Consider the following 22,468-nt stretch of genomic DNA (forward strand, 5'->3'; position numbering starts at 1 on the left):
TCGATGATGGAACCGACCGCTCGTCTCGTACGGCTTTCTCCCGGGCACCTGACCGACATACGCCGGCGCACCGGCGACTTCTCCGACCAGGCCGTCGCCGAGGCGTGCGCCATCGGGCTGTCGTACTGGGCCACGGGCCGAGGCCCCGCAGGACTCGACCTCACCCCGGCCACCCTGTTCACCGACGTGCTCGGCCGGGTCGGCAACGCAGGTGCGGCGCCCGGCGGTTGGAGCATCGGCGAGGACGGCCGGAGCATCACCCTCCCGGACGGCGTGGTGCCGGGCGAAGCGCAACTCGCACTCGACGACCTGGCCGACTTCCCGGACCGCCCCCTGGGCACCATCGGCCCTTCCGGAGCGGCCGCGCGGCTGGCGGACCTGACCAGGTGGAACGACACCGGCGCCGACCGGGTCCGCCCCACCCTGGTGGAGATGTTCCGCGAACAGGCACGCACCAGGCCGGACACGGTGGCCGTCGTCGACGAGCACCGATCGCTGACCTACCGTCAGGTTGCCGACCTTTCTTCCCAGTTGGCCCACCACCTGATCGAACGCGGGCTCACCGCCGAGCAGGTCGTCGGCATCTCCCTGGAACGCTCCGCCGACATGGTGATCGGGCTGCTCGGCGTGCTCCGGGCGGGCGGCGCGTTCGTCCCGCTCGATCCGCACTGGCCCGCCGAGCGCCGGGCCGTCGTCATCGAGGACGCTGGGGTGGTCGTCCAGCTCAACGGTTCGGGCGAGCACGCCCCGGACGAACCGGACGCCGTGGCCGTGGACCTCGGCGACTGGCGGTTCGCCGCCCACTCCACCGACGAGGCGGACGTCACCGTGCACGGCGACGCCCTGGCGTACGTGATCTTCACCTCCGGTTCCACCGGGCGGCCCAAGGGCGCCATGATCCGGCACGAGGCGATCAGCGAGCGCCTGCTGTGGCAGATCCACGAGATCCTGGGCTTCGGCCACGACGACGCGTCGCTGTTCAAGGCACCGCTGTCCTTCGACATCTCCATCAACGAGATCTTCCTGCCCCTCGTCAGCGGCGGCCGGCTCGTCGTCCTGCGGCCCGGCGGCGAACGCGACCCGCACCACCTGCTCGGCGTGATCGCCGAACAGCGCGTCACCTTCACCTACCTGGTGTCCTCCATGCTGGACGTGCTGCTGGAGATGGCCGGCGACTCGGGGCGTCTCGACAGCCTCCGGCACGTCTGGTGCGGCGGCGAGGTGCTCACACCCGAACTGTACGAACGCTTCCGCACCCGGCTCGACATCCCCCTCTACCACGGCTACGGACCCGCCGAGACGACGATCGGCGTCTCCCACGTCATCTACCGGGGCGAGGCCGAACGCCTGTCGACATCGATCGGCAGGGCCAACCCCAACACCCAGCTGTACGTCCTGGACGAGGAGCTGCGCCCGGTCCCCGTCGGCGTCGGCGGCGAACTGTACGCGGGCGGCCTCCTCCTGGGACGCGGCTACGTGGGCGCCCCGGGGCTGACCGCCTCCCGGTTCGTGGCGAACCCCTTCGCCGACGACGGCTCCCGGCTGTACCGGACCGGTGACCTCGCGCGCTTCGCGCCCGACGGCTCACTCGACTTCCTCGGCCGGGCCGACAACCAGATCAAGATCCGCGGCATGCGCCTGGAGATCGAGGACGTCGAGATCGGCCTCGCGGAGCACCCCGGAGTACGCCACACCTGCGTCGTCGCGAAGAAGAACACGGCGGGCGGCACCTACCTGGTGGGATACGTGATCCCGGCCGCCGGCCACGAGGACCTGCGCGCGGACGAGGTCAAGGCCTGGGCCGGCGAACACATGGTGGAGTACATGGTGCCCACCCACGTCGTCGTGCTGAAGGAGTTCCCGCTCACCGCGAACGGCAAGCTCGACCGGAACGCACTGCCCGAGCCCGTCATCGGCACGGCCTCCGTACTCCCGCCCGGCACCGACAACGAGCGCGCGGTGTGCGCGGCGGTCGCGGCGCTGCTCCAACTGGACCAGGTCGGGGTCGACCAGGACTTCTTCCAGCTCGGCGGGGACAGCATTCTGGCGATCTCGCTGCTGAGCGCGCTGCGCGACGCCGGTCTGTACGTCACGGCACGGCAGATCTTCACCCACAGCACCGTCGGAGCGCTGGCGGCGGTGGCGAGCCGCGAAAACACCACGACCGTGGACCACCGCGACGTCGCGACCGGCCCCGTCGTGGGATCGCCCGTCGTGCAGTGGCTCGGCGAGACCACGGACGCCATCGACGGCTTCGTGCAGTCCGTCGTACTGAACACCCCGGCGGACCTGACCGCCGACGCCCTCGACGCGATCCTCGCCGCCGTCGTCCACCGGCACCCCATGCTGCGCGCCGGGCTGGTGCGCGGCGACCGCTGGAGCTTCGACATCCCCGAGGCGGACCCGGCCGCGGCCCACTGGCAGGAGAGCGACCGGCCGCTCGACGAGTGTGTCGCGCTCGCCACCCAGGGACTGGACCCGGCGGGCGGGGTGATGCTGCGCGCCGTCTGGCGCCGCGAGGCACGGCAGTTGGCCGTCGTCGTCCACCACGTGGTGATCGACGGAGTGTCCTGGCGGGTGCTGATGGAGGACCTGGCCACCGCGTGGCGGCAGTTCACCTCGGGCGCACCAATCGAACTGCCTCCGGTCGGCACGTCGTTCAGGCGCTGGACCCAGTTGCTGGAGCGCGCGGCGTTCGACGCGGACAGCGCCTACTTCCGGCGCCCACTGCCGGGCACGGACGAACCGCTCGGCCGACGCGCGCTGTCGGAGGACGACACCGTCGCACGCGAGCGGACACGAACCGTCTCGATCGACGCCGAGACCACCGCCGCACTCCTCGGCGAGACACCCGCGAGGTTCCACGCCGGCGTCAACGACGTACTGGTGACGGCGCTCGCCGTCACCCTCGCCCGTTGGCGCCGCGACCTCGGCCAGGACCAGACCTTCGCGCACATCGAACTCGAGGGCCACGGCCGCGAGCCGGAGTTCGTGGCGCCGTCCGCCGGTTTCGAGCCGGAACTGTCACGGACCGTGGGCTGGTTCACGACCCTGTTCCCGGTGACCGTCGACCCCGGCACCGCCTCCGACCCCACCGCACCCGAGTACCTGGCCGCCGCGCTCAAGGCGGTCAAGGAAGACCTCGCGCGAGTACCGGACAACGGCGTCTCCTACGGCGCCCTGCGTCATCTGGCCCAGGCCGCCTTCGACGCGCCCGCCCCCCAGGTGCTATTCAACTACCTCGGCCGCTTCGACGCGGGCACACCGGGCGACTGGCAACTCGCCGGCACCACGGGCCGGCTGGGCGAGAAGCGCGACCCGGGCATGCGGCTGCCCCGCGCCCTGGAGTTCAACGCGATCGCCGAACCGGCCCCCACGGGCGAGTACGAGCTGGTCACCGCCATCTCCTGGCCCGACGGCATGTTCACCGACGCGGACATCACCACGCTCGGCACCTACTTCCGACAGGCCCTGACCGGGCTGGCCGCGCTCGACCGGGGCGGCCACTCGCCCAGCGACTTCCGCCCGCTGCCGCTCACCCAGGCCGACGTCGACGCCCTGGACGGCCCGGCGCTGCGGGACATCCTGCCGCTGACCCCGTTGCAGGAAGGCCTGTACTTCCACTCGGTCTACGACGACGCGGGCGGCAGCTACGTCGAGCAGCAACTGCTGACACTGGAGGGCGAGGTGGACGCCGAGCGGCTCGCGACGGCCGCCACCCGCCTGCTCACCCTCCACCCCAACCTGGCCGCCCGTTTCGTGGCCCTGGCCGACGGCCGTGTGGTCTCCGTGCTGGAGAACGGCGTCGAGGCGCCCTTCACCACGCTGGACCGCCCCGGCATCTTTGACGACGAACTCCGCACCCTCGCCGAGCGGGACCGCCGCGCCGGGTTCGACCTGGCCACCGGTCCACTGATGCGGTACACACTCGTCCGCACCGGAGCCGGCCGGCACGTCCTGGTGCAGACCGTGCATCACATCATCGCCGACGGCTGGTCGGTGCCGCCCATGCTGCGCACCCTCCTGGCCGAGTACCACAAGCCGGGCAGCGGGTACCCGCTCGCCGGCTTCCCGGACTACGTACGCCTGCTCGCCGCCCGCGACGACGAGAAGAGCGACCGGGTCTGGGGAGAGCAGCTCGCCGAACTCCCCGGCCCCTCGCTGGTAGCCGAGGGACACACCCCCTCCGACCGGTTCGCCGACACCGCCGTGGCGGCGGACACCGACATCGACGCGGCCGCCCGGTCGGCCGGTGTGCCGCTGAGCGTGGCCGTGCACAGCGCCTGGGCCCTCACCCTGGGCGGCATCCTGCACAGCAGGGACGTGGTGTTCGGTTCCACGGTGTCCGGCCGTGACGCGGACCTCGCCGGCATCGAGGACATGGTGGGCCTGTTCATCAACACCATCCCCCTGCGCGCCCGGTGGGCCGCCACCACCACCGCGGGCGAACTGCTCGCCTCGGTCCGGGCGCACCAGAGCGCGGTGCTGCCGCACCAGCACGTCTCGCTGGCGAGGATCGCCCGCCGGGCCGGTGCCGGGGCGCTCTTCGACACCCTGGTGGTGTTCGACGTGGCGACCGACGCGGACGGCCTGCGGCGGGCCGGCGACACGCTGGCCATCACCGACATCGTGAACGAGGGCGCCCCGCACTACCCGCTCACCCTGGTGGTGGAGCGCACCCCCGACGGCCGGCCACGCTTCAACCTGATCTACGACGGTGAACTGCTGCGGGAGACCAACGCCCAGGAGATCCTGCGCACGTTCACCCGGACCCTCACCGGCCTGCTCACCCGGCCGGACACCCCGGTCGACGCACTGCCGTCCGGGGAAGCGGGACACCTCGAGCCGGTCTCCCCGACGACCCTGGGCGACCTGTTCGACGCCGCGGCGCGCCGAGCCCCGGGTGCCACCGCCGTCACCCAGTGCGGCCTCGACGGCACGACCCGGTCCCTGACCTACGCCGAACTGGCCCGGGCCAAGGACGAGATGGCATCAGCCCTGCACGCGGCCGGTGTCGGTCCGGGCAGGCGGGTCGCCGTCGCCGTCCCACGCTCCGTCGAGCAGGTCGTCGCCCTGGTCGCCGTCGTCGGCGCGGGCGGCGCATACGTACCGCTCGACCTGGCCTACCCGGACGAGCGACTGGAGTACGTCCTCGCCGACGCCGCTCCCCAGGTCGTCCTCGTGGACCCGGAGCAGCGCGACCGCTTCACCCGGCTGCTGGCCCGGGCGGGCGTGCCGGCCCGCGTGCTCGTACCGGGGGACGAGCACCCGCCGGTCACCACGGCCACGGAGCCCGGGCACGGCGCCGGCTGGCACGACCCCGCGTACGTGATCTACACGTCCGGATCGACCGGCCGGCCCAAGGGCGTCGTCGTCCCGCACTCCAGTGTGGTGACGCTGCTCGCGAACACCCGCCGCCACATGGCCTTCGGCCCGGACGACGTGTGGGTCCAGTTCCACTCCTTCTCCTTCGACTTCGCGGTCTGGGAGCTGTGGGGAGCGCTCGCCCACGGCGGTGAGCTGCTGGTCCCGGAGTACGCACTGACCCGCTCACCGGTCGACTTCCACCGGCTGGTCCGCGAGCGCGGGGTGAGTGTCCTCAACCAGACGCCGTCGGCGTTCTACCAGTTCGCCGAGGCCGACCGGTACGCGGGCGAACCGCTGCCCGCCCTGCGCCGGATCATCTTCGGGGGAGAGGCGCTCGACCTCGGGCGACTGCACGGCTGGGTCGAGCGGCACGGCACCGACTCGCCCGAGCTGGTCAACATGTACGGCATCACCGAGACCACCGTCCACGTCACCCACCGGGCGCTGACCGAGGCGGACTTCGCGCCCGGCGGCCCCGTCAGCCCGATCGGCGGCCCGATCCCCGGCCTCGTCACCCATCTGCTCGACGACCGTCTCCGGCCGGTGCCGCCCGGTCGGGTGGGCGCCATCTACGTCGCCGGCGACCAGGTGTCCCTCGGCTACCTGGGCAGGGCGGGGCTCACCGCGGGCAGGTTCGTGGCGAACCCGTTCACGGCGGACGGCTCCCGCATGTACCACACGGGCGACCTGGGCCGCCGCACGCTCGACGGCGAGCTGGAGTTCGCCGGCCGCGCCGACGACCAGGTGCAGCTCAAGGGATTCCGCATCGAGCCGGGCGAGGTGGAGTCCGCGATCCGGGACCTCGACGGAGTGACCGATGTGGCCGTGACCGTCGCGGACACCGAGGACCACCTCGTGGCGCACGTCGTGGGCCGGGTGCCCGACGACCTCACCGCGCTCCTGTCGGCCAAACTGCCCACGCACATGGTGCCGGGCCGCGTGCTGCCGCTGGACGTCCTGCCGCTGACGGTCAACGGCAAGCTGGACCGCCGGGCCCTGACCGAACTCGCCGGGGCGACGGCCGAGAAGAACACGACCGGCCGTGACGCGCCCGCGCCCGACTTCGCCGGGTCTGGGGCGGCGCTTCCCGCGGGCAGGCCCAACGACCCCGTGCTCGCCTCACTCGTCGACATCTTCGCCGAAACGCTGCCCGGCTCCGCCCCGGACGCCGACACCGACTTCTTCACCGCCGGAGGCGACAGCATCGTCGCCATCACCGTGATCAACCGTGCCAGGGCGCTCGGCCTGCCGATCGCACCGCGCGACGTGTTCCTGCTCCGGACCCCCCGTGCTCTAGCCGAACACCTGGGCATCCGCACACCGGAGCCCGAGACCTCGGCGGCACCCGCTCACCACAGGGACGGGCCGCTGCCGCCCACGCCGATCATCCTGCGCCAGCGGGGACTGGGCGGCTCGCTCGCCCGGTTCGCCCAGGCCAGGACGCTGGTGGCACCCGACGGGACCGGGTTCGCCGACGCGCGGCGGGCCGCGCGGGCCGTCGTGGACGCGCACCCGGCCCTACGGCTGCGACTGCACGTCGAGCACGGCGTCTGGTCGCTCTCGACGGAACCCGTCCGTGAGGTCACTGTCGACCGCGCCGCGGCCGGGACCGACGCGACGGCGGCGGCCGACGAGGCAGCCGCCCGGCTCGACCCCGAGTCGGGCGACATCGTCGCGTTCACCTGGCTGGAGGCGAGCCGGACCCTCGTGGTCACCGTGCAACACCTCGCCGTCGACGCCGTGTCCTGGCTGATCCTGCTGGACGACCTCGCTGCCGCGATGCGCGGGGCCGCCCTGCCGGCGCCGACCACCTCCTACGCCGAGTACGCCGAAGCACTGACGTACCGCGCCGCGCACGCGAGCGACGACCTGGACCAGTGGATCACCACACTCCGGGCCCCCGCACCGCTGCCCGTCGCCGAGAACCTCCGTGAGACCACGGTCGTACTCGCCCCCGGCGTGAGCGACCTCGTGACCCGTACCGCGCCCGCCGCACTGGGCCTCGGTCTCACCGAACTGCTCTGCGGCGCGCTGCGCACCGCGCTGACCCGCATCCAGCCGACGCCCACCGATCTGGCGGTCGAACTGGAGCGGCACGGCAGGGTCCCGGCCCTCGACCACCACGACTACACGCGCACCGTCGGCTGGTTCACCTCCGTCGCGCCCGTACGGCTCACCCCGCACACCGACCCCGTGGCCGCCGCGCGCGAGGTCGCCGAACGCCAGCCGGACGAGCACGCGCACGTCGCCTACGGCGGGCTCAGGTACCTCAACCCGCAGACCGCGCCGCTGCTCGACGGCCGCCCGCAGGTACTGTTCAACTACCTCGGCCGGGGCGCCGAGTCCGAGGCCCTGCGTCTCACCGCCGGCGACCAGGGCAGCCCGTACGCCGTCGAGGTGAACGCGTGGACCGACGCGGCCACCGGCAGCCTGCACGCGGCCTTCACCCTCGCCGAGGGCGTCCCCGACGAGATCACCGGACACTGGCGCCGCGCACTGGAACGCATCGCGGACGCCGCCGCGACGGCCGAGCGCACGGCACCCGTCACCCCCCTCCAGCGGGGCCTGTTCTTCCAGGCACAGCTGACGGGCCCGGCCGGGCACTACGTCGCCCAGAGCTACTTCACCTTCGAACGGCGCCTGGACACCGACGTGTTGTCCCAGGCGATGGCCCACGTGATCGCACGGCATCCGGCCGTGGGCGCGGGCTTCACCACGGACGCGGACGGAAGCCCCGTCCAGGTCCTCGCCGCGGGACGGCGGGTCGACGTCCGCACGGTCGAGGCGGCCACGGACGCGGAGGTCGAGGCCCTGCGGCTCGCGGACCGCGACACGGGATTCGATCCCGGCGAGCCGCCGCTGATCCGGCTGACCGTGGTGCGCCTGCCCGACGACCGCGACGGACTGCTGCTCAGCTACCACCTGCTGCTGTGGGACGGCTGGTCGCGGGAGATCGTGCTGCGCGACCTGTTCGACGCCTACCGGGCCGTCCTCGAGGGCACCCCCCTCGACGCGGTCCCGGCGACGCCGGCCTTCGAGGACCACGCCCGCGCCCTCGCAGCCAAGGACCCCGCCACGTCGGAGCGCTTCTGGGCACAGCACCTGGCCGGCCTCCCGGGTCCGACCCTGCTCGCCGGACCGGCGCCGTCCCTCCCCGACGACCTGCCGCGCGCGCTCGTGCACACCCTGACCGCCGAACGGTCGGACGCGCTGAGGGACGCGGCCAGGACGCACGGCGTCACGCTCAACTCCGTGCTGACCGGCGCCTTCGGCCTCCTCCTCGGTGCCCGCACCGGTCGCGCCGACGCCGTGTTCGGGGTGACCGTCTCCGGCCGGGAGGGCGAAGGGCTGTCCGACGTCGTCGGCGTACTCCTCAACACCGTGCCCATGTGGACGCGGGCCCGGCCGCACGACACGGTGCGCGCCTACCTGACGGCCGTACAGGCGGCCAGGGTCGAGGCCATGGAGCACGAGCACCTCGGTCTCGGCGAGATCCAGCGGGCCGGCGGCCACGACACCCTGTTCGACAACCTGTTCGTCCTCCAGAACTTCCTGGACATGGACGCCTTCGCCGACATGAACGCCCGGCACGGCATCACCTCGGTGCGGGCCGACGACTCCACCCACTATCCGTTCACGTGGGTGGTCACCCCCGGCGACCGGCTCACCGTCAAACTGGAGTACCGCGACCACGACACCGGGCACGCCCGGGGTCTCCTCGACGAGTACCTGCGCGTCCTCGACGACCTGACCCGGTCCACCGGACCGATCGGCGCCCTCCCGGGCCCGGTGCCCGCCCCCGAGCCCGCCGAACGCACCGACGTCGGCACGGACACCGTCGTGGACCGCTTCGACCGCGCGGCGGACCGCGCCCCCGAGCGGGTGGCCCTCGTCGCCCACGGCTCGACCATGACCTTCGCGCAACTGCGGGACCGCAGCCGGGCGGTGGCGGGCGTGCTCGCCCGGCGCGGCATCGGCCCCGAGACGACGGTGGGTCTCGCGATCCCACGCTCCCTCGACTCGATCGTGGCCCTGTTCGCCGTACTGCGCGCGGGCGCCGCGTACGTGCCGCTGGAACTGGACCACCCCGACGAGCGGATCGCCGCGATCGTCGCCGACGCCCGCCCAGACGTCGTCCTCACCGTGAGCGCGGTGGCGCACCGGCTCACCGGCGACCTGATCGAGCTGGACCGTCCGCTGCCCGGGGCCGAGCCGCTCGTGACGTTCGCGCCGGACGATCCTGACCGGCTGCGGCACCCCGCGTACACGATCTACACCTCCGGCTCGACCGGGAAGCCCAAGGGCGTGGTGACCGAGTACGCCGGACTCACCAACATGCTGGTCAACCACCGGCGCCGGATCTTCGAGCCGGTGCTGGCGCGGCACGGCCACCGGACCTTCCGCATCGCCCACACCGTGTCGTTCGCCTTCGACATGTCGTGGGAGGAGCTGCTGTGGCTCGCCGACGGCCACGAAGTGCACATCTGCGACGAGGAGCTGCGCCGCGACGCGCCCCGACTGGTCGAGTACTGCCTGGAGCACGGGATCGACGTCGTCAACGTCACCCCGACCTACGCGCAGCAACTGGTCGCCGAGGGACTGCTGGAGGACCCGGACCGCCGGCCCGCGCTGGTGCTCCTGGGCGGCGAGGCCGTCACCCCGACGCTGTGGCGGCGGCTCGCCGAGACCGAGGGCACCGTCGGCTACAACCTGTACGGACCCACCGAGTACACCATCAACACCCTCGGCGTCGGCACCTTCGAGTGCCCGGACCCCGTGGTGGGCGTCGCGATCGACAACACGGACGTGTACGTGCTGGACCCGTGGCTGCGGCCCCTGCCCGACGGCGTCCCGGGTGAGCTGTACGTCGCGGGCATCGGCATCGCGCGCGGCTACCTCGGGCAGCCCGCCCAGACCGCCCACCGCTTCGTCGCGTGCCCGTTCGGCGCACCGGGCGAGCGCATGTACCGCACCGGGGACCTGGTCGTCAGGCGGCCCGACGGGAACCTGACGTACCTCGGCCGCACCGACCAGCAGGTCAAGATCCGGGGCCACCGGGTCGAACTCGGCGAGGTCGAGGCCGTGTTCGCCGCCCACCCGGCGGTGCGGTTCGCCGCCGCCGTCGCCCAGCCCGACCCGCAGGTCGACGGCGCGTACCGGCTGGCCGCCTATCTCGTGCTGGACGGCGCCGACCTGGCCGAGGTCGCCGCCGAAGTGGGCGCCGGACTGCCGGACTTCCTGCGCCCCACGCACTACGCCCAGGTCGACGCCATCCCCCTCACCGTGAACGGGAAGGCCGACACCTTGGCACTGCCGGAGGCCAAGCCGCTGGGCGCGCTGACCACGGCGGGGGAGCGCGGCCCGCAGACGGAGACCGAGGCGACCGTGTGCGAGGTGTTCGCCGAGGCACTGGACCTGGACGACGACGAGGTGAGCGCCGTGAGCGACTTCGTGTCCCTCGGCGGGCACTCCATGCTGGCGGTCCGGCTGACCGGGCTGCTCCGCCGGGAGTACGGTCCAGTGATCACGATCCGCGATCTGTTCACCCTGCGAACCCCGGAAGCGATTGCCCGCCACCTCGATGACAACTCCTGACACGCAGCGGCCCCGCCCGGGGTCCGACATCCTGCGCACCGCCCTGCGGCGCAACCTCGGCGCGATGGCCTGGGGAACCGTGCTCATGGGCCTCTACCAGGCCGGTGAGACCGCCTTCCCCATCGCGCTCGGCCTGATCGTCGAACACACCATGCGGGACCGGAGCCCCGAAGCGCTGGGCGTCTCCATCGCCGCCCTTGCCGTGATCATCACGAGCGTGTCGCTGTCGTGGCGGTTCGGGATGCGGATCCTGCAGAAGGCCAACACGACCGAGGCGCACCGCTGGCGGGTCCGGGTCGCCGGCTGCGGACTCCAGCCGGTGGCCAGGGACGTCGACCTGAAGTCCGGCGAGGTGCTGACCATCGCCACCGAGGACGCCGACCAGACCGCCGACATCATCGAGGTGGTGCCGCTGCTGATCAGCTCGCTGGTCGCGGTGCTGATCGCGGCTCTCGCGCTGGGCCTGGCCGACCTGCGGCTCGGACTGCTGGTCATCGTGGGAACCGTCGCGATCCTGTCGATCCTGAGCGTGATGTCCAAACGGATCGGCTCCAGCACCCGCGAGCAGCAGGCCCGGGTGGCGCGGGCGGGCGCCAAGGTCGCCGACCTGATCATCGGCCTGCGCCCGCTGCACGGCTTCGGCGGCAACCACGCGGCGTTCGGCTCCTACCGCCGGGTGAGCACGGAGGCCAAGCACCAGTCCATCACCGTCGCCCGGGTCAACGGCGCCTACGCGGGCACCGCGCTGGCCCTCAACGCGGTCCTCGCCGCCGCCGTGACCCTCACGGCGGGATGGCTGGCCTTCGAGGGCCGGATCAACATCGGCGAACTCGTCATGGCCGTGGGCCTCGCGCAGTTCATCATGGAGCCGCTGAAGCTCTTCTCTGAGATGCCGAAGTACGTGATGATCGCCCGCGCCTCGGCCGAGCGCATGGCACTGGTCCTCACCGCGCCGCCGGTCACCGCGCCGGGGACCGGGCGGCCGGCCGGGGACGCGGATCTGGAGGTCGACTGCGTCCGGCACGGGGCGCTGCGCAAGGTGCGGTTCCGGGTGGCCGCCGGCGAGTTCGTGGCCGTCGCCGCCTACCAGCCGCGCGCGGCGGCCGACCTCGCGGCGATCCTGGCGCTGAACGTCCCGCCCGACGCGTACGAGGGCGCGGTGCGGGTCGGCGGCCGGGACCTCGCGGACCTCGCGGTCGAGGCGGTGCGCGAGCAGCTGCTGGTCAACCCGTACGACGGGGAGATCTTCGCGGGCACCCTGCGTTCGAACATCGACCCGTCGGGCACCAGCCGGACGGTCCCCGAGGCCGTGGAGGCGTCGATGCTCACCGACGTCGTCGACCTGCACAGCGAAGGGCTCGACTACGCCGTCCGCGACCGCGGCGCCAACCTCTCCGGAGGCCAGCGCCAACGCCTGTCGCTGGCGCGCGCCCTGGCCGCCGACACCGACGTCCTCGTCCTGCGCGACCCGACGACGGCCGTCGACGCGGTCACCGAACAGCTCATCGCGCGGGGTGTCGCCAAGCTGCGCCGGGGCCGCACCACCCTCGTGATCACCAGCAGCCCCGCCCTCCTCGACGCCGCCGACCGCGTCCTCGTCCTGGACGAGGGCGTCGTCACCGCCGAGGACACGCACCGCAACCTCCTCGCCACCGACGAGGAGTACTGCCTGGCCGTGGCCCGGTAGCACGGGCCGGGCAACGTTCGACAGGGCGCCCCGGCCGCCGCCGGTCCCTAGGCGAGCGCCCAGGCGACGTCCCGCAGCAGCGCGTGCCGCCAGCCCGCCCGGTCGTGGTCCGATGCCGACCGGGAGACCCGCACGGTCGCGCCGGCCCGCTCGGCCAGGGTCTCCACCAGGGCGCAGTGGGGGAGCATCCGCGTCTCGTGTTCCCCCACGTCGAAGGCGACGCGCAGACCGGACAGGTCGGGCCGTGCACGCAGGCGTGCCGCGACAACGCCGCCGACCGGGCCGCCCAACGGGTCCGCCAGGTCCCCGGCGTCGGGCGTCCACCACACTGACGCCGACTGACAGGCGACGCGGGACACCAGGTCCGGGAACTCCAGCGCCGCGTACAGCGCGCTCAGACCGCCGAGGCTCTGCCCCGCGACCACCAGCCGCTCCGGGTCGGCGGGCACGCCGGACTCCGCCACCAGCGGCAGCAGTTCGTCCCGGACCGCCTCCCACAGCGCGGGCCGGCATCCGAACTCGGCCATCCGGTCCCTGGCGGGGAGGAAGACGAGGGTGACCGGTGGCATCGCACCGCTCGCGACGGCGGAGTCGAACGCGGCCGACGCCGGGTGCAGGTACAGCCAGTCGTCCCCGTCGAGCAGCAGGACCACCGGCCCGCCCCCGCCCACCGGATGGGCCCGCACGGTGCGCCGCCCGCCGAGCCGTTCGCTGTTCCAGCGCAGCCGGGTGCGGGGCAGCGGCAGGACGTCGTCGGCGCCGACGAGGGGCCAGTGCGGCTGGGACGGGGCGTCCGGAGTGGCGGCGATGGAGCGGTCGCCGCCCGCGCCCGCCGGGTTCAACGGGTCGGCGTACGCCGCGTCTCGCACCAGGAACTGGTACGTCACCCGCAGCCGCGCGGGCATGCGCACCTCGGCGTACCAGCAGTCCGTCTCGCCCCACCGCAGCAGGGGCACCGGCTCCGACCAGCTCTCGAAGCCGATGCTCGCCGCCTCGGACCCGCGCCGCACGAACAGCATCGCCCACCCGTCGCCGTCCGGTATCGCGGCGGGCGACCTCACCGCGTCCCAGAAGGCGTCACTGCCGGGCGCTCCGGACAGTCCGAACGCGGCGAAGGTGTCTTGCCCCACCCACCTCATGAACGTCTCCTTGTGGAGCGGAAAGTCGGAAGGCTAAGCTCATCGCCCATTAGGCGAGCCTAACCTAATCTTCCTGGGAGGCACCGCACATGAGTACCAACCCCTTCGACGACGCCGACGGCCGTTTCCTCGTCCTCGTGAACGACGAGGGTCAGCACTCGCTCTGGCCGTCCTTCGCGGACGTGCCCGGCGGATGGACGACCGTCTTCGGGGAGAACACCCGGGACGCCTGTCTGGAGTACGTCGAGGCCAACTGGACCGATCTGCGCCCCCGTTCCCTCGCCGAGTCCATGGATGCCTGACGTCCTGACGTCGGCCACGGGTGGGCGCACAAGCCCACCCGTGGCTCAGGGCCTGTTCCGCGCCTATCGAGCGGTGAAGCGATGCGTGCCGGAACCGACCCGGTAGACCGCGCAGCCGTCGTCCAGGCGCAGGAACGTCCCGTCGGCGCGGGAGACCGCCTCCCGGCCGGACGCGGGGACCCACACCTCGGCGGTCGTGTTGGGCGGCACCTCGCAGGTCAGCGTGAAGCGTCCGGCCCGCTGCCGCCACCGCGTGGAGACGGGTCCGTAGACCGAGGTGAACGTGGCCCGGACGGCGGAGACGGATCCGCCCGGACGCGGACGGACGACCGTCTCCCGGTAACCGGGACGGCCCGCCGCGATGCCGGCCAGGTTCGTGTACATCCACTCGCCCACGGAGCCGTAGGCGTAGTGGTTGAAGGAGTTCATGTCCGGGGTCTGGAAACTGCCGTCGGGCCGGATGGAGTCCCAGCGCTCCCACATCGTGGTGGCGCCCTTGTCGATCTGATACCCCCAGCTCGGGAAGGAGCGCTGTTCCAGCAGGCGGTGGGCGACGTCGGTGTGCCCCGTGTCGGTCAGGACCGGCAGCAGCCGGGGCGTGCCGAGGAAGCCCGTCGACAGATGCCAGTCCTTGGCCCTGATCAGAGCGACGAGCCGGTCGGCCGCGGCCTTTCTGGAGGCGTCCGGCAGCAGGTCCATGGACAGGGCGAGGACATAGGCCGTCTGGGTGTCGCCCTTGACCCTGCCGTCGGAGCCGACGTACGCCTTCTGGAACGCCTCCCGCACCCGGCCGAAGAGGTCGAGGAAGGGGGCGGGGTCCTCGCCCAGTTCCCGGGCCGTGCGAGCGGCCAGGTCGGCGCCGTGCGCGAAGTACGCGGTGGCGATGACGTCCTTGGGGGTCTCGTCCTCGATGTTCAGCCAGTCGCCGTACCCCTGGGCCGGGCGCAGCAGGTGGTCGCTGTTCTTCTCCAGGTACGTCAACCACGCCTGGATGGACGGCCAGGCGTCCTCCAGGACCCGGCGGTCGCCGTAGGCCTGGTAGAGGGACCAGGGGACGGTGACGCCCGCGTCGCCCCAGCCGGCCACACCGTGGCCGACCGTGCCCACCATGGGCGCCACGTCCGTGAACGCGCCGTCCGAGGTCTGGGAGTCGCGCAGGTCACCGAGCCACTTGGTGAGGAAGCGGGCCGACTCCATGGTGTAGGAGGCCGTGGGCGCGAAGACGTTGATGTCTCCCGTCCAGCCCAGGCGCTCGTCGCGGGCGGGCGTGTCGGTGGGCACGGAAAGGAAGTTGCCGCGCTGCCCCCACGTGATGTTGCTGTGCAACTGGTCGAGCATCGGCACGTCGGTCTCGAACTTCATGGTGAAGGGCGCGGACGTGTGCATCACCCGGCCGGTTACCGCCTTGGCCGAGGGGGTGCCGGGAAAACCGGTCACCTCGACGTAGCGGAAGCCGTGGAAGGTGAAGCACGGCTCGTAGGTCTCCTCTCCGTGACCCCTGAGGGTGTACGTGTCGGTCGCCGACGCGGTCCGCAGGTTCGCGGTGTAGAGCGTGCCGTCGTCGTTGAGCACCTCGGCGTGTCTGAGCCGGACGGTCGTTCCCGAGGGGCCCGACACGCGCAGGCGTACCGAGCCGACCATGTTCTGCCCCAGGTCGAAGACGAAGACTCCGGGCTCGGGTTCGGTCATCTTCCTGGGGGTCAGTTCCTCGGCCACGCGTACCGGGCCGTCCACCTGTGCGACGACCAGTTCGGGACCGACGCCGTCGGCACCGCGCACACCGAGCCAGGCCCGGTCGTCGAAGCCGGGTGAGGCCCAGCCGGGCAGCTCCTTGCGCGCGTCGTACTTCTCGCCGTCCAGGATGTCGGCGGAGACGATCGGCCCGGACGCGGCCCGCCAGTCGGTGCCCGACGCGACGCGCTCGCTCGTGCCGTCCGCGTACTCCACCTCCAACTGCGCCAACAATGCCGGGCGTTCGCCGTACTGATGCGGCCCGAACATGCCGACGTTGCCCGCGTACCAGCCGGGCGCCAGCTGGGCTCCCAGGGCGTTGCCGCCGGGCCGCAGCAGCTTTGTGACGTCGTACGTCTGGTACTGGACGCGCGTGCGGTAGTCCGTCCAGCCGGGGGCGAAGTGGTCACGGCCCACGCGGCGGCCGTTGAGGTGGGCCTCGTACAGGCCGAGAGCCGTGGTGTACAGGCGCGCGCGGGCCACCCGCTTGCGGGGGAGCCGGAACTCGCGCCGCACCAGGCTGACGGCGTAGGACGAGGGAATGACCCTTCCCCACGGGCCGCCGCCCCACGGGGCCGCCTCGCGAGCCGCCGGCCAGGCCCCGTCGTCGAATCCCGCTTCGCGCCAGTCGGCTGAAGGTTCCTGGTCGGCGGCCTTCCAGCTGCCGTCGGTGACCACCCGGTGCTCCCCGGCAGCGGTGTGGACCGAGAGCACGGCGATGAGCCCCGCCGGGCCCTCGGTGGCGTTGGCGGCGCGGACGGCGAGTACGTTCTTCCCGGCCCGTATCCACTCCCGTACGTCGATCACGCCCGGGCGGCGCCAGCCGTCGTGGTCCGTCTCCAGGTCGGTGTGGGCCACCTCGACCCCGTTGACGGAGACGGCATAGACGTTGTCCGCGCTGATGGCCAGGGTGGCCGCCGTGATCCCGTCGGGGAGCTCCGCGGTCCCGCGGAACCAGCGCGTGGCCGCCGGAGCGCTGACGGCCGGATCACCCTCGGGGTACCAGATCCAGAAGCTCCCGTCGAAGGAGGGCGCGTCCGTGAGGCTCGCCGGCGCCGAGATCCAGTCGGCACGCCACTGGCCGGCGTCCATCAGCCCGGTCTCCCACCACGAGGGCGTGCTCCAGCCGGAGACCCGGTCGTCGCCGTCCCACACGCGTACGGACCAGTGGTAGCGGGTCCGGGGGCGAAGCGCCGGGCCCGCGTACCGCACGAGGACGGATTCGCCGGACACGACCTTGCCGCTGTCCCAGACGTCGGGGTCGGACAGGCCGTCCGGGGTGGTGGCGACGCGGACCTGATAGGCGCTCTGGCGCATGTCCGGCTTCCCGGACGCCAGCGGCCAGCTCAGCCGGGGGCGTGGCACGTCGAGCCCCAGCGGACGCCGGACGTACTCCACGGTCGGCGAGGTGACCCGCAGGCCACCCCGCCGTGCCTGCGCCGCGACCGGTCCGGACACCGGCGCGGCTACCGGCGCGGCCACGGCGGGTACCGCGCCCGCAGTGGCGGCCGCGGCTGTCGCGGCCGCGCCCGCCAGGATGTTCCTTCTGCTGATCATGATGACTCCTCACCTTGGGGATGAATCGATTCATGTCGGAAGGGTGTGAATTGCCGAACTGCCGAACCGACGAACCGGCGAATTGACGTCCCTGACGTCCGGGCCGGGTCACGCGGCTCCGGTGAACTCCCAGGTGCCGTGGCCGACCCGGTGGAGGTCGAAGCCGGGCACCGACCGCAGGAACCTGGCGCCGCCGGGTGCGGTCGCGCGCGTCCCCTCGGCCACGGGGACATGGACCTCCGCCTGTGACCCCACGGGCACCCGGACCGTCAGCCGGAGCGTGCCGGCGACGGCGGACCACGCCACCGCTGCCTCCCCGCGCACGGTGCGCACCGAGGTACGCGCCCAGTCCACACCCGTACGGGCGTCGGGGCGGACGGTGAAGGTGCGGTATCCCGCGTCTCCCGGCCTGAGCCCGGCCACGTTCTCGTACAGCCACTGGGCGGCGGTGCCCTGGAAGTAGTGGTCGCGCGAGCGGGAGTCCAGCGGCCACATCTCCCACATCGTGTCGGCGCCGTTGTCGTGCCAGTAGCCCCAGCTCGGATACGTGCGCTGGGTCGCCACCGCGTGGGCGACCTCCGGGCGGCCGTGCGCGCACAGCACCCGCAGCAGCACGCTCGTGCCCAGAGCGCCCGTGTTCAGGTGGTCCCCGCGCTCCTCGATGTCCGCCACCAGGCTCTCCAGGACCGTGGCCCTGGCACCCGGCGGAACCAGCCCGAACGCCAGCGGTATCGCGTTGGACGTCTGCCGGTAGTCCGGGTCCTTGGCCGTGCGGTAGTGACCGTCCGGGCCGAGGAACGCCGCGTTGAACGCGCCGCGCAGACTCTCGGCGGCGGTCCGGTAGCGCTCGGAGACATCGTTGTCGCCGGGCAACCCGGAGAGTTCCTCGCCGAGTTCCGCCGTGTACAGCAGCGCCCGGTGCAGATACGCCGTGGCGGTGAGCCGGGTGTCCTCGGGCGGGTTGCCGCCGTATCCGGGCGCCAGGTAGTCGCCGAGCGCGGTGACGGCCAGGCCGTCCCGCAGCCGGCTCAGTTCCCAGTCGAGGTAGCGGGTCAGGGTCTCCCAGTGCTCCCGGGCGGCCCGCTCGTCCCCGTACACCCGGTACAGCTCGCGGACGACGAAGGGATAGACGGTCGTCCACTCGGGGGACGGACCGAGATCGCCGTAACCCCAGCCGCCGCTGGGCACGATCACCGGGAGCTGTCCCTCGTCGGTCTGGCTGTCGGCGAGGTCGCCGAGCCACTTGGAGAGGAAGCGCTGCATCCCGAAGGCGTACGTCATGACGGGCGTGCCGAGCTGCGCGTCGCCGGTCCAGCCGTTCTTCTCGTACATCGGGGTGTCGGTGGGGATGCCGTGCAGGTTGTTCAGGACGGTGCGTCGCATGGCCTTGTCCAGCCACTCGTAGAACGGCTCGGAGCAGGAGAAGGAGCTGACCTCGTCCACCCGGGAGTGCACCAGGCGGCCGAGCACGTCCCCCGGGTCCGGACGTCCGGGCAGGCCGTGCACTTCGACGTACCGGAACCCCTTGTAGGAGAAGGCGGGTTCCCACACCTCCTTGTCCCGGCCGGCGCTCACGTATTCGTCGGTCTGGAAGCGGCCCGGTACGTGCCCGGTCTCGGCGTGCACACTGCCGTCGTCCTTGAGCTTCTCGCCGTGGACGAGCCGGATCACGGTGCCCTCGGCGGCCCCCCGCACGGTGAGGCGGGTCCAGCCGGCCATCGTGCGGCCCATGTCGACCACGTACACGCCGGGGCTCAGCTCCTCGATCGCCTTCGGGCGGACCGTGTCGACGACCTCGATCGGGTCGTGCGGCTGCGCACGCAGCGTGCCGCCGGGCGCCTCGCGTACGCCGGCCGGCCGCCACCCCGAGTCGTCGAAGCCGGGCCGGGACCAGCCGTCGGGTGCCCTGCGGGCGTCGTAGGTCTCCCCGGCGTACAGGGAGTTGGAGAGGGTCGGCCCCTCGGTGATGCGCCACTCGCCGTCGGAGGCCACGGTGGTGCGGGTCCCGTCCGGGTGGTCGATCTCCAACTGGGCGAGGAGACGGGGTTCGCCGTGCCAGGGTGCACGGTGCCAGTTCCAGACGTTGGGCGTCGTCATACCGTAGAAGCCGCGTCCGAGGGTGACCCCGATGGCGTTCTCACCACGCTTCACCAGCTCCGTCACGTCGTGGACGGCGTACAGCACCGTCTCGTCGTAGTCGGTGAAGCCGGGGTCCAGGACCTGGGTGCCGACGCGGCGGCCGTTGATCTGCGCCTCGTAGTAGGCCAGTCCGCTGATGTGCAGGCGGGCGCGCGCGACGCGCCCGCGTACGGTGAAGGCGCGGCGCAGCAGCGGCGCGGGCGCCTCGGGCGTGGCGACGGTGACGCCGCCGCCCCAGGGCCCCTGGCCGTAGGGCGCCAGGACGGCGGCCGGTTCCCAGTCGCCGTCGTCGAACCCGGGCCGCTCCCAGCCCTCTTGCACCTGGCCGGTGGTGCGCCAGCCGTCCCCGGTGTGGAGTTCGTGGGTGTGTCCGTCCTCGGTCTCCACGAGGAGGCGGACCAGGAGCCCACCGGGATTCACGCTGGCGCCGGGCCGGTTGGTGGCGAGGACGGCGATCAGGATCTCGTCGCCTGCCGAGCGCGTGAGCTCCGTGACGTCGGCGGTGCGGCCGCTGCGCCAGCCGTCGGTCTGCTGGGGTGCGTGCAGCACCTGCTGTCCGTGGGCGTACAGGGTGAAGTCGTCGTCGGCCGTGGCGGTCACCACTGCGCGCTTCACCACGAACCCCTCCGGGAGGGTGAGGGCGGCGCGGAACCTGCGGGTGCCTTCCGGGGCGTCCGACGAGGTCGCGCCGGGGGACCAGATCCAGGAGGCACCCTCGAGAGAGGGCGGCGCGGGCGGCTCCTCGGCGCCGATCCAGCTCGCCCGCCACCCGTCGGCGGGGAGCGCGGTCTCCCACCAGCGGGTCTCGCTCCAGCGGGAGCGGCGCCCCGCCGCGTCCCAGACCCGGACCTGCCAGTGGTAGCGGGTACGGGGGAGCAGCGCGGGCCCGCCGTAGGGGATGCCGACGCTGCGGTCGGAGGCGACCCTGCCCGAGTCCCACACCGTGTGGGTGTGCGGGCCCCGGCCACCGGAGTCCCGGGTGACCCGGATGTGGTAGGCCGTCTGCCGGGCGCCGTGTCCGGGAGCGGCCAGCTCCCAGGACAGGCGGGGGAGTTCGACGTCCGTGCCGAGCAGGTTCTCGGCGTACTCGACACCGGTGCGGACGACGCGGAGCCCCGCCTTCGTCTCCGGCCGGCCGTCGGCCGCCCCGGCACCGGTCGCCCCGGCTACGCCGCCGGTGGACAGCGCAGCGACACCGGCGCCCGCGGTCGCCACGGTGCCGCGGAGAAAGACTCTGCGGTTCCAGCCCTCGGTCGTGTCCTCGGTCATGTGCATCCGCCTTTGCTCGCCGTGCCGACGCAGCGGGAACGAACCGCGCGTGTGCCTCGCGTCGGCTGCCTGAACTCGCTTGAAACGATTCAATTCTCGTCGTCACGATCCTATGCACGCCCTGTGGGCCGCATCAAGGGATGTGACAGCGGTCGTGCCGTGGGACCGAGGCCGTGGGGCCGAGGACGAGAACCCATGACGTCGGCCGAGCGATGACCGTCACGCGGTCCGCGCGTCAAGGCCCTGCCCCGGCAGGGCTGTTGCCGTACTCCTTCGCGGGCGGGAAATGGGTCGCGCCCGTGTGACGCGAGTCGTTAGCCTCCGCATGGGCGCAGTGTGGCGCGGGTGCACCGCGAAAGGAGCCGGGCATGGAGATCGAGGGCGCGCGGACCGACCGGTTGGGTTTGCTGCTCGACCAGTTCGACCAGGCCAGGGAGATGGCCGAGGTGCGGCTGACGGGGCTCGGCGACGAGGAGTACCTGTGGGAGCCGGTGCCCGGCTGCTGGTCGGTCCGGCGTCGGGGCGAGGCGGTCACGCCCCGGGCGTACGGGCCGGGCGAGTGGGTGCTCGACAAGGGCGCCCCCGACATTCCGTCGAGTGAGTACGCCGAGGTCGCCCGGCAGGCCGCCGGCGGGATGCCGGTCGCCAAGATCGCCGACGACTGGAGCGTGAGCGTCGAGCGGGTCGAGCAGGTCCTCGCCCACACCGGTACGCCGGAGCCCGACGAGACGCCGGTCACCACCATCGCCTGGCGGCTGGCGCACCTGCACTCCTGTTTCGCGGGCCAATGGGAGTGGACCTTCGGCGAACGGCGCCAGGATCCGAAGCTGCTGGTCGACTTCACCCCCTCCGCCACCCTGGCCCTCGAGGGGTTCTGGGCGGTGATCGACCGCTGGCGCGAAGATGTCGCCGCCGTCACCGACGAGCAGCTCGACACCGTCGGCTTCTCCCAGTACCCGTACGGCTCGGATCCCGACGACCCCTACATCGGCGTCGTGGCCGGGGACAATCTCGAGTTCATCCACCACATGGCCGAGATCGCGCTGCTTCGCGACCTGTGGCGGGCCCGCTCCCGCACGGCCGGGTAGGCCCTCCCCGCCGCCCTCGGGTGCTCTCCTGCCTCATTCCTCCGTGTCGAAGCGGGCCAGCCGCGCCGTCACGTCGTCGGCGAGACGGGTGAGGAGACGGGTGAGGTCGTCGCGGTCCTGCTGGGGCCAGTCGGCGAGCGCCTCGGCGAACCAGCCCAGCAGGGAGGTCACATAGCGGTTGGCGGCCTCCGTTCCCGCTTCGGTCGGTTCGATGAGGCTCGCCCGGCGGTCGTGCGGATCGGCGACACGCCGCACGAGACCGCGCTTCTCCAGGGCCTGGACCTGCCGGGTGACGTGCGGGCCCACGACCTGCATCCGGTCGGCGATCTCGCCGATCCGCAGCGGCGCGTCGGCCGTACGCAGCGCCAGCAGCACGCCCATGGCGGGGCGGTCGAGGGCGAGGCCGGCCGCGTCGGTGGCACGTTCGGTGAGCCGTCCCTTGGTGAAGGCGGCGCTCAGCTGGGTGAGCCGGGGCAGCACGGCGAGCAGGTCGGCGTGCGGGTTTTCCGGTCCGGGGGATCCGGAGGGCTCGGGGGTCATGAGGTCTCCATTTGCATACCTGAGTTAGGTATCTATATCGTGGGGAGCGGCCGG

The 22,468-nt window shown here is 72.6% G+C and carries 8 protein-coding genes; 4 read left to right on the forward strand and 4 right to left on the reverse strand.

Annotation, left to right across the window (positions count from 1 at the left end; all coding sequences use genetic code 11):
- Positions 1–3 precede the first annotated feature (3 nt).
- Both ACGH7X_RS37630 and ACGH7X_RS37635 read left to right on the forward strand, forming a co-directional pair.
- A complete protein-coding gene (locus ACGH7X_RS37630; RefSeq protein ID WP_399894596.1) occupies positions 4–10,962 on the forward strand; it encodes an amino acid adenylation domain-containing protein in 10,959 nt (3,652 codons plus the stop codon).
- Positions 10,949–12,649, forward strand: a complete 1,701-nt coding sequence (locus ACGH7X_RS37635; protein ID WP_399894599.1) for an ABC transporter transmembrane domain-containing protein — start codon at positions 10,949–10,951, stop codon at positions 12,647–12,649. Before ACGH7X_RS37630 ends, ACGH7X_RS37635 begins: the two co-directional genes overlap by 14 nt.
- A 47-nt stretch (positions 12,650–12,696) precedes the next feature.
- Here the strand turns inward: ACGH7X_RS37635 and ACGH7X_RS37640 are convergent, their stop codons facing one another.
- Positions 12,697–13,788, reverse strand: coding sequence for an alpha/beta hydrolase-fold protein (locus tag ACGH7X_RS37640; protein WP_399894602.1), 1,092 nt, complete (start codon positions 13,786–13,788; stop codon positions 12,697–12,699).
- Between the two features lie 89 nt (positions 13,789–13,877).
- Between ACGH7X_RS37640 and ACGH7X_RS37645 the strand changes: the two genes are divergently transcribed.
- On the forward strand, positions 13,878–14,090 hold the full coding sequence (locus ACGH7X_RS37645; protein WP_399894605.1) for an MbtH family protein: 213 nt from the start codon (positions 13,878–13,880) through the stop codon (positions 14,088–14,090).
- 63 nt (positions 14,091–14,153) lie between these two features.
- On the opposite strand, the gene ACGH7X_RS37650 is transcribed toward ACGH7X_RS37645, so the two are convergent.
- Complete coding sequence (locus ACGH7X_RS37650) at positions 14,154–17,378, reverse strand: alpha-L-rhamnosidase (RefSeq protein ID WP_399894608.1); 3,225 nt, start codon at positions 17,376–17,378, stop codon at positions 14,154–14,156.
- Between the two features lie 108 nt (positions 17,379–17,486).
- Positions 17,487–20,786: a family 78 glycoside hydrolase catalytic domain gene (locus ACGH7X_RS37655; protein WP_399894611.1), complete on the reverse strand. Its 3,300-nt coding sequence runs from the start codon at positions 20,784–20,786 to the stop codon at positions 17,487–17,489.
- A 368-nt stretch (positions 20,787–21,154) separates the two neighbouring features.
- On the opposite strand from ACGH7X_RS37655, the gene ACGH7X_RS37660 reads away from it, so the two are divergent.
- On the forward strand, positions 21,155–21,874 hold the full coding sequence (locus ACGH7X_RS37660; protein ID WP_399894614.1) for a DinB family protein: 720 nt from the start codon (positions 21,155–21,157) through the stop codon (positions 21,872–21,874).
- Positions 21,875–21,907: 33 nt separating this feature from the next.
- Here ACGH7X_RS37660 and ACGH7X_RS37665 read toward each other — a convergent pair whose 3' ends face one another.
- Entirely contained in the window at positions 21,908–22,414 is a 507-nt protein-coding gene (locus tag ACGH7X_RS37665) for a MarR family winged helix-turn-helix transcriptional regulator (protein WP_399894617.1), read from the reverse strand.
- Positions 22,415–22,468 lie beyond the last annotated feature (54 nt).

Source organism: Streptomyces sp. BBFR51 (assembly GCF_044591655.1).
GTDB lineage: Bacteria > Actinomycetota > Actinomycetes > Streptomycetales > Streptomycetaceae > Streptomyces.

Coding starts and splice junctions, on each gene's coding strand:
- ACGH7X_RS37630 (WP_399894596.1), top strand. CDS start 4: ATGATGGAACCGACCGCTCGTCTCGTACGGCTTTCTCCCGGGCACCTG.
- ACGH7X_RS37635 (WP_399894599.1), top strand. CDS start 10,949: ATGACAACTCCTGACACGCAGCGGCCCCGCCCGGGGTCCGACATCCTG.
- ACGH7X_RS37640 (WP_399894602.1), bottom strand. CDS start 13,788: ATGAGGTGGGTGGGGCAAGACACCTTCGCCGCGTTCGGACTGTCCGGA.
- ACGH7X_RS37645 (WP_399894605.1), top strand. CDS start 13,878: ATGAGTACCAACCCCTTCGACGACGCCGACGGCCGTTTCCTCGTCCTC.
- ACGH7X_RS37650 (WP_399894608.1), bottom strand. CDS start 17,378: ATGATCAGCAGAAGGAACATCCTGGCGGGCGCGGCCGCGACAGCCGCG.
- ACGH7X_RS37655 (WP_399894611.1), bottom strand. CDS start 20,786: ATGACCGAGGACACGACCGAGGGCTGGAACCGCAGAGTCTTTCTCCGC.
- ACGH7X_RS37660 (WP_399894614.1), top strand. CDS start 21,155: ATGGAGATCGAGGGCGCGCGGACCGACCGGTTGGGTTTGCTGCTCGAC.
- ACGH7X_RS37665 (WP_399894617.1), bottom strand. CDS start 22,414: ATGACCCCCGAGCCCTCCGGATCCCCCGGACCGGAAAACCCGCACGCC.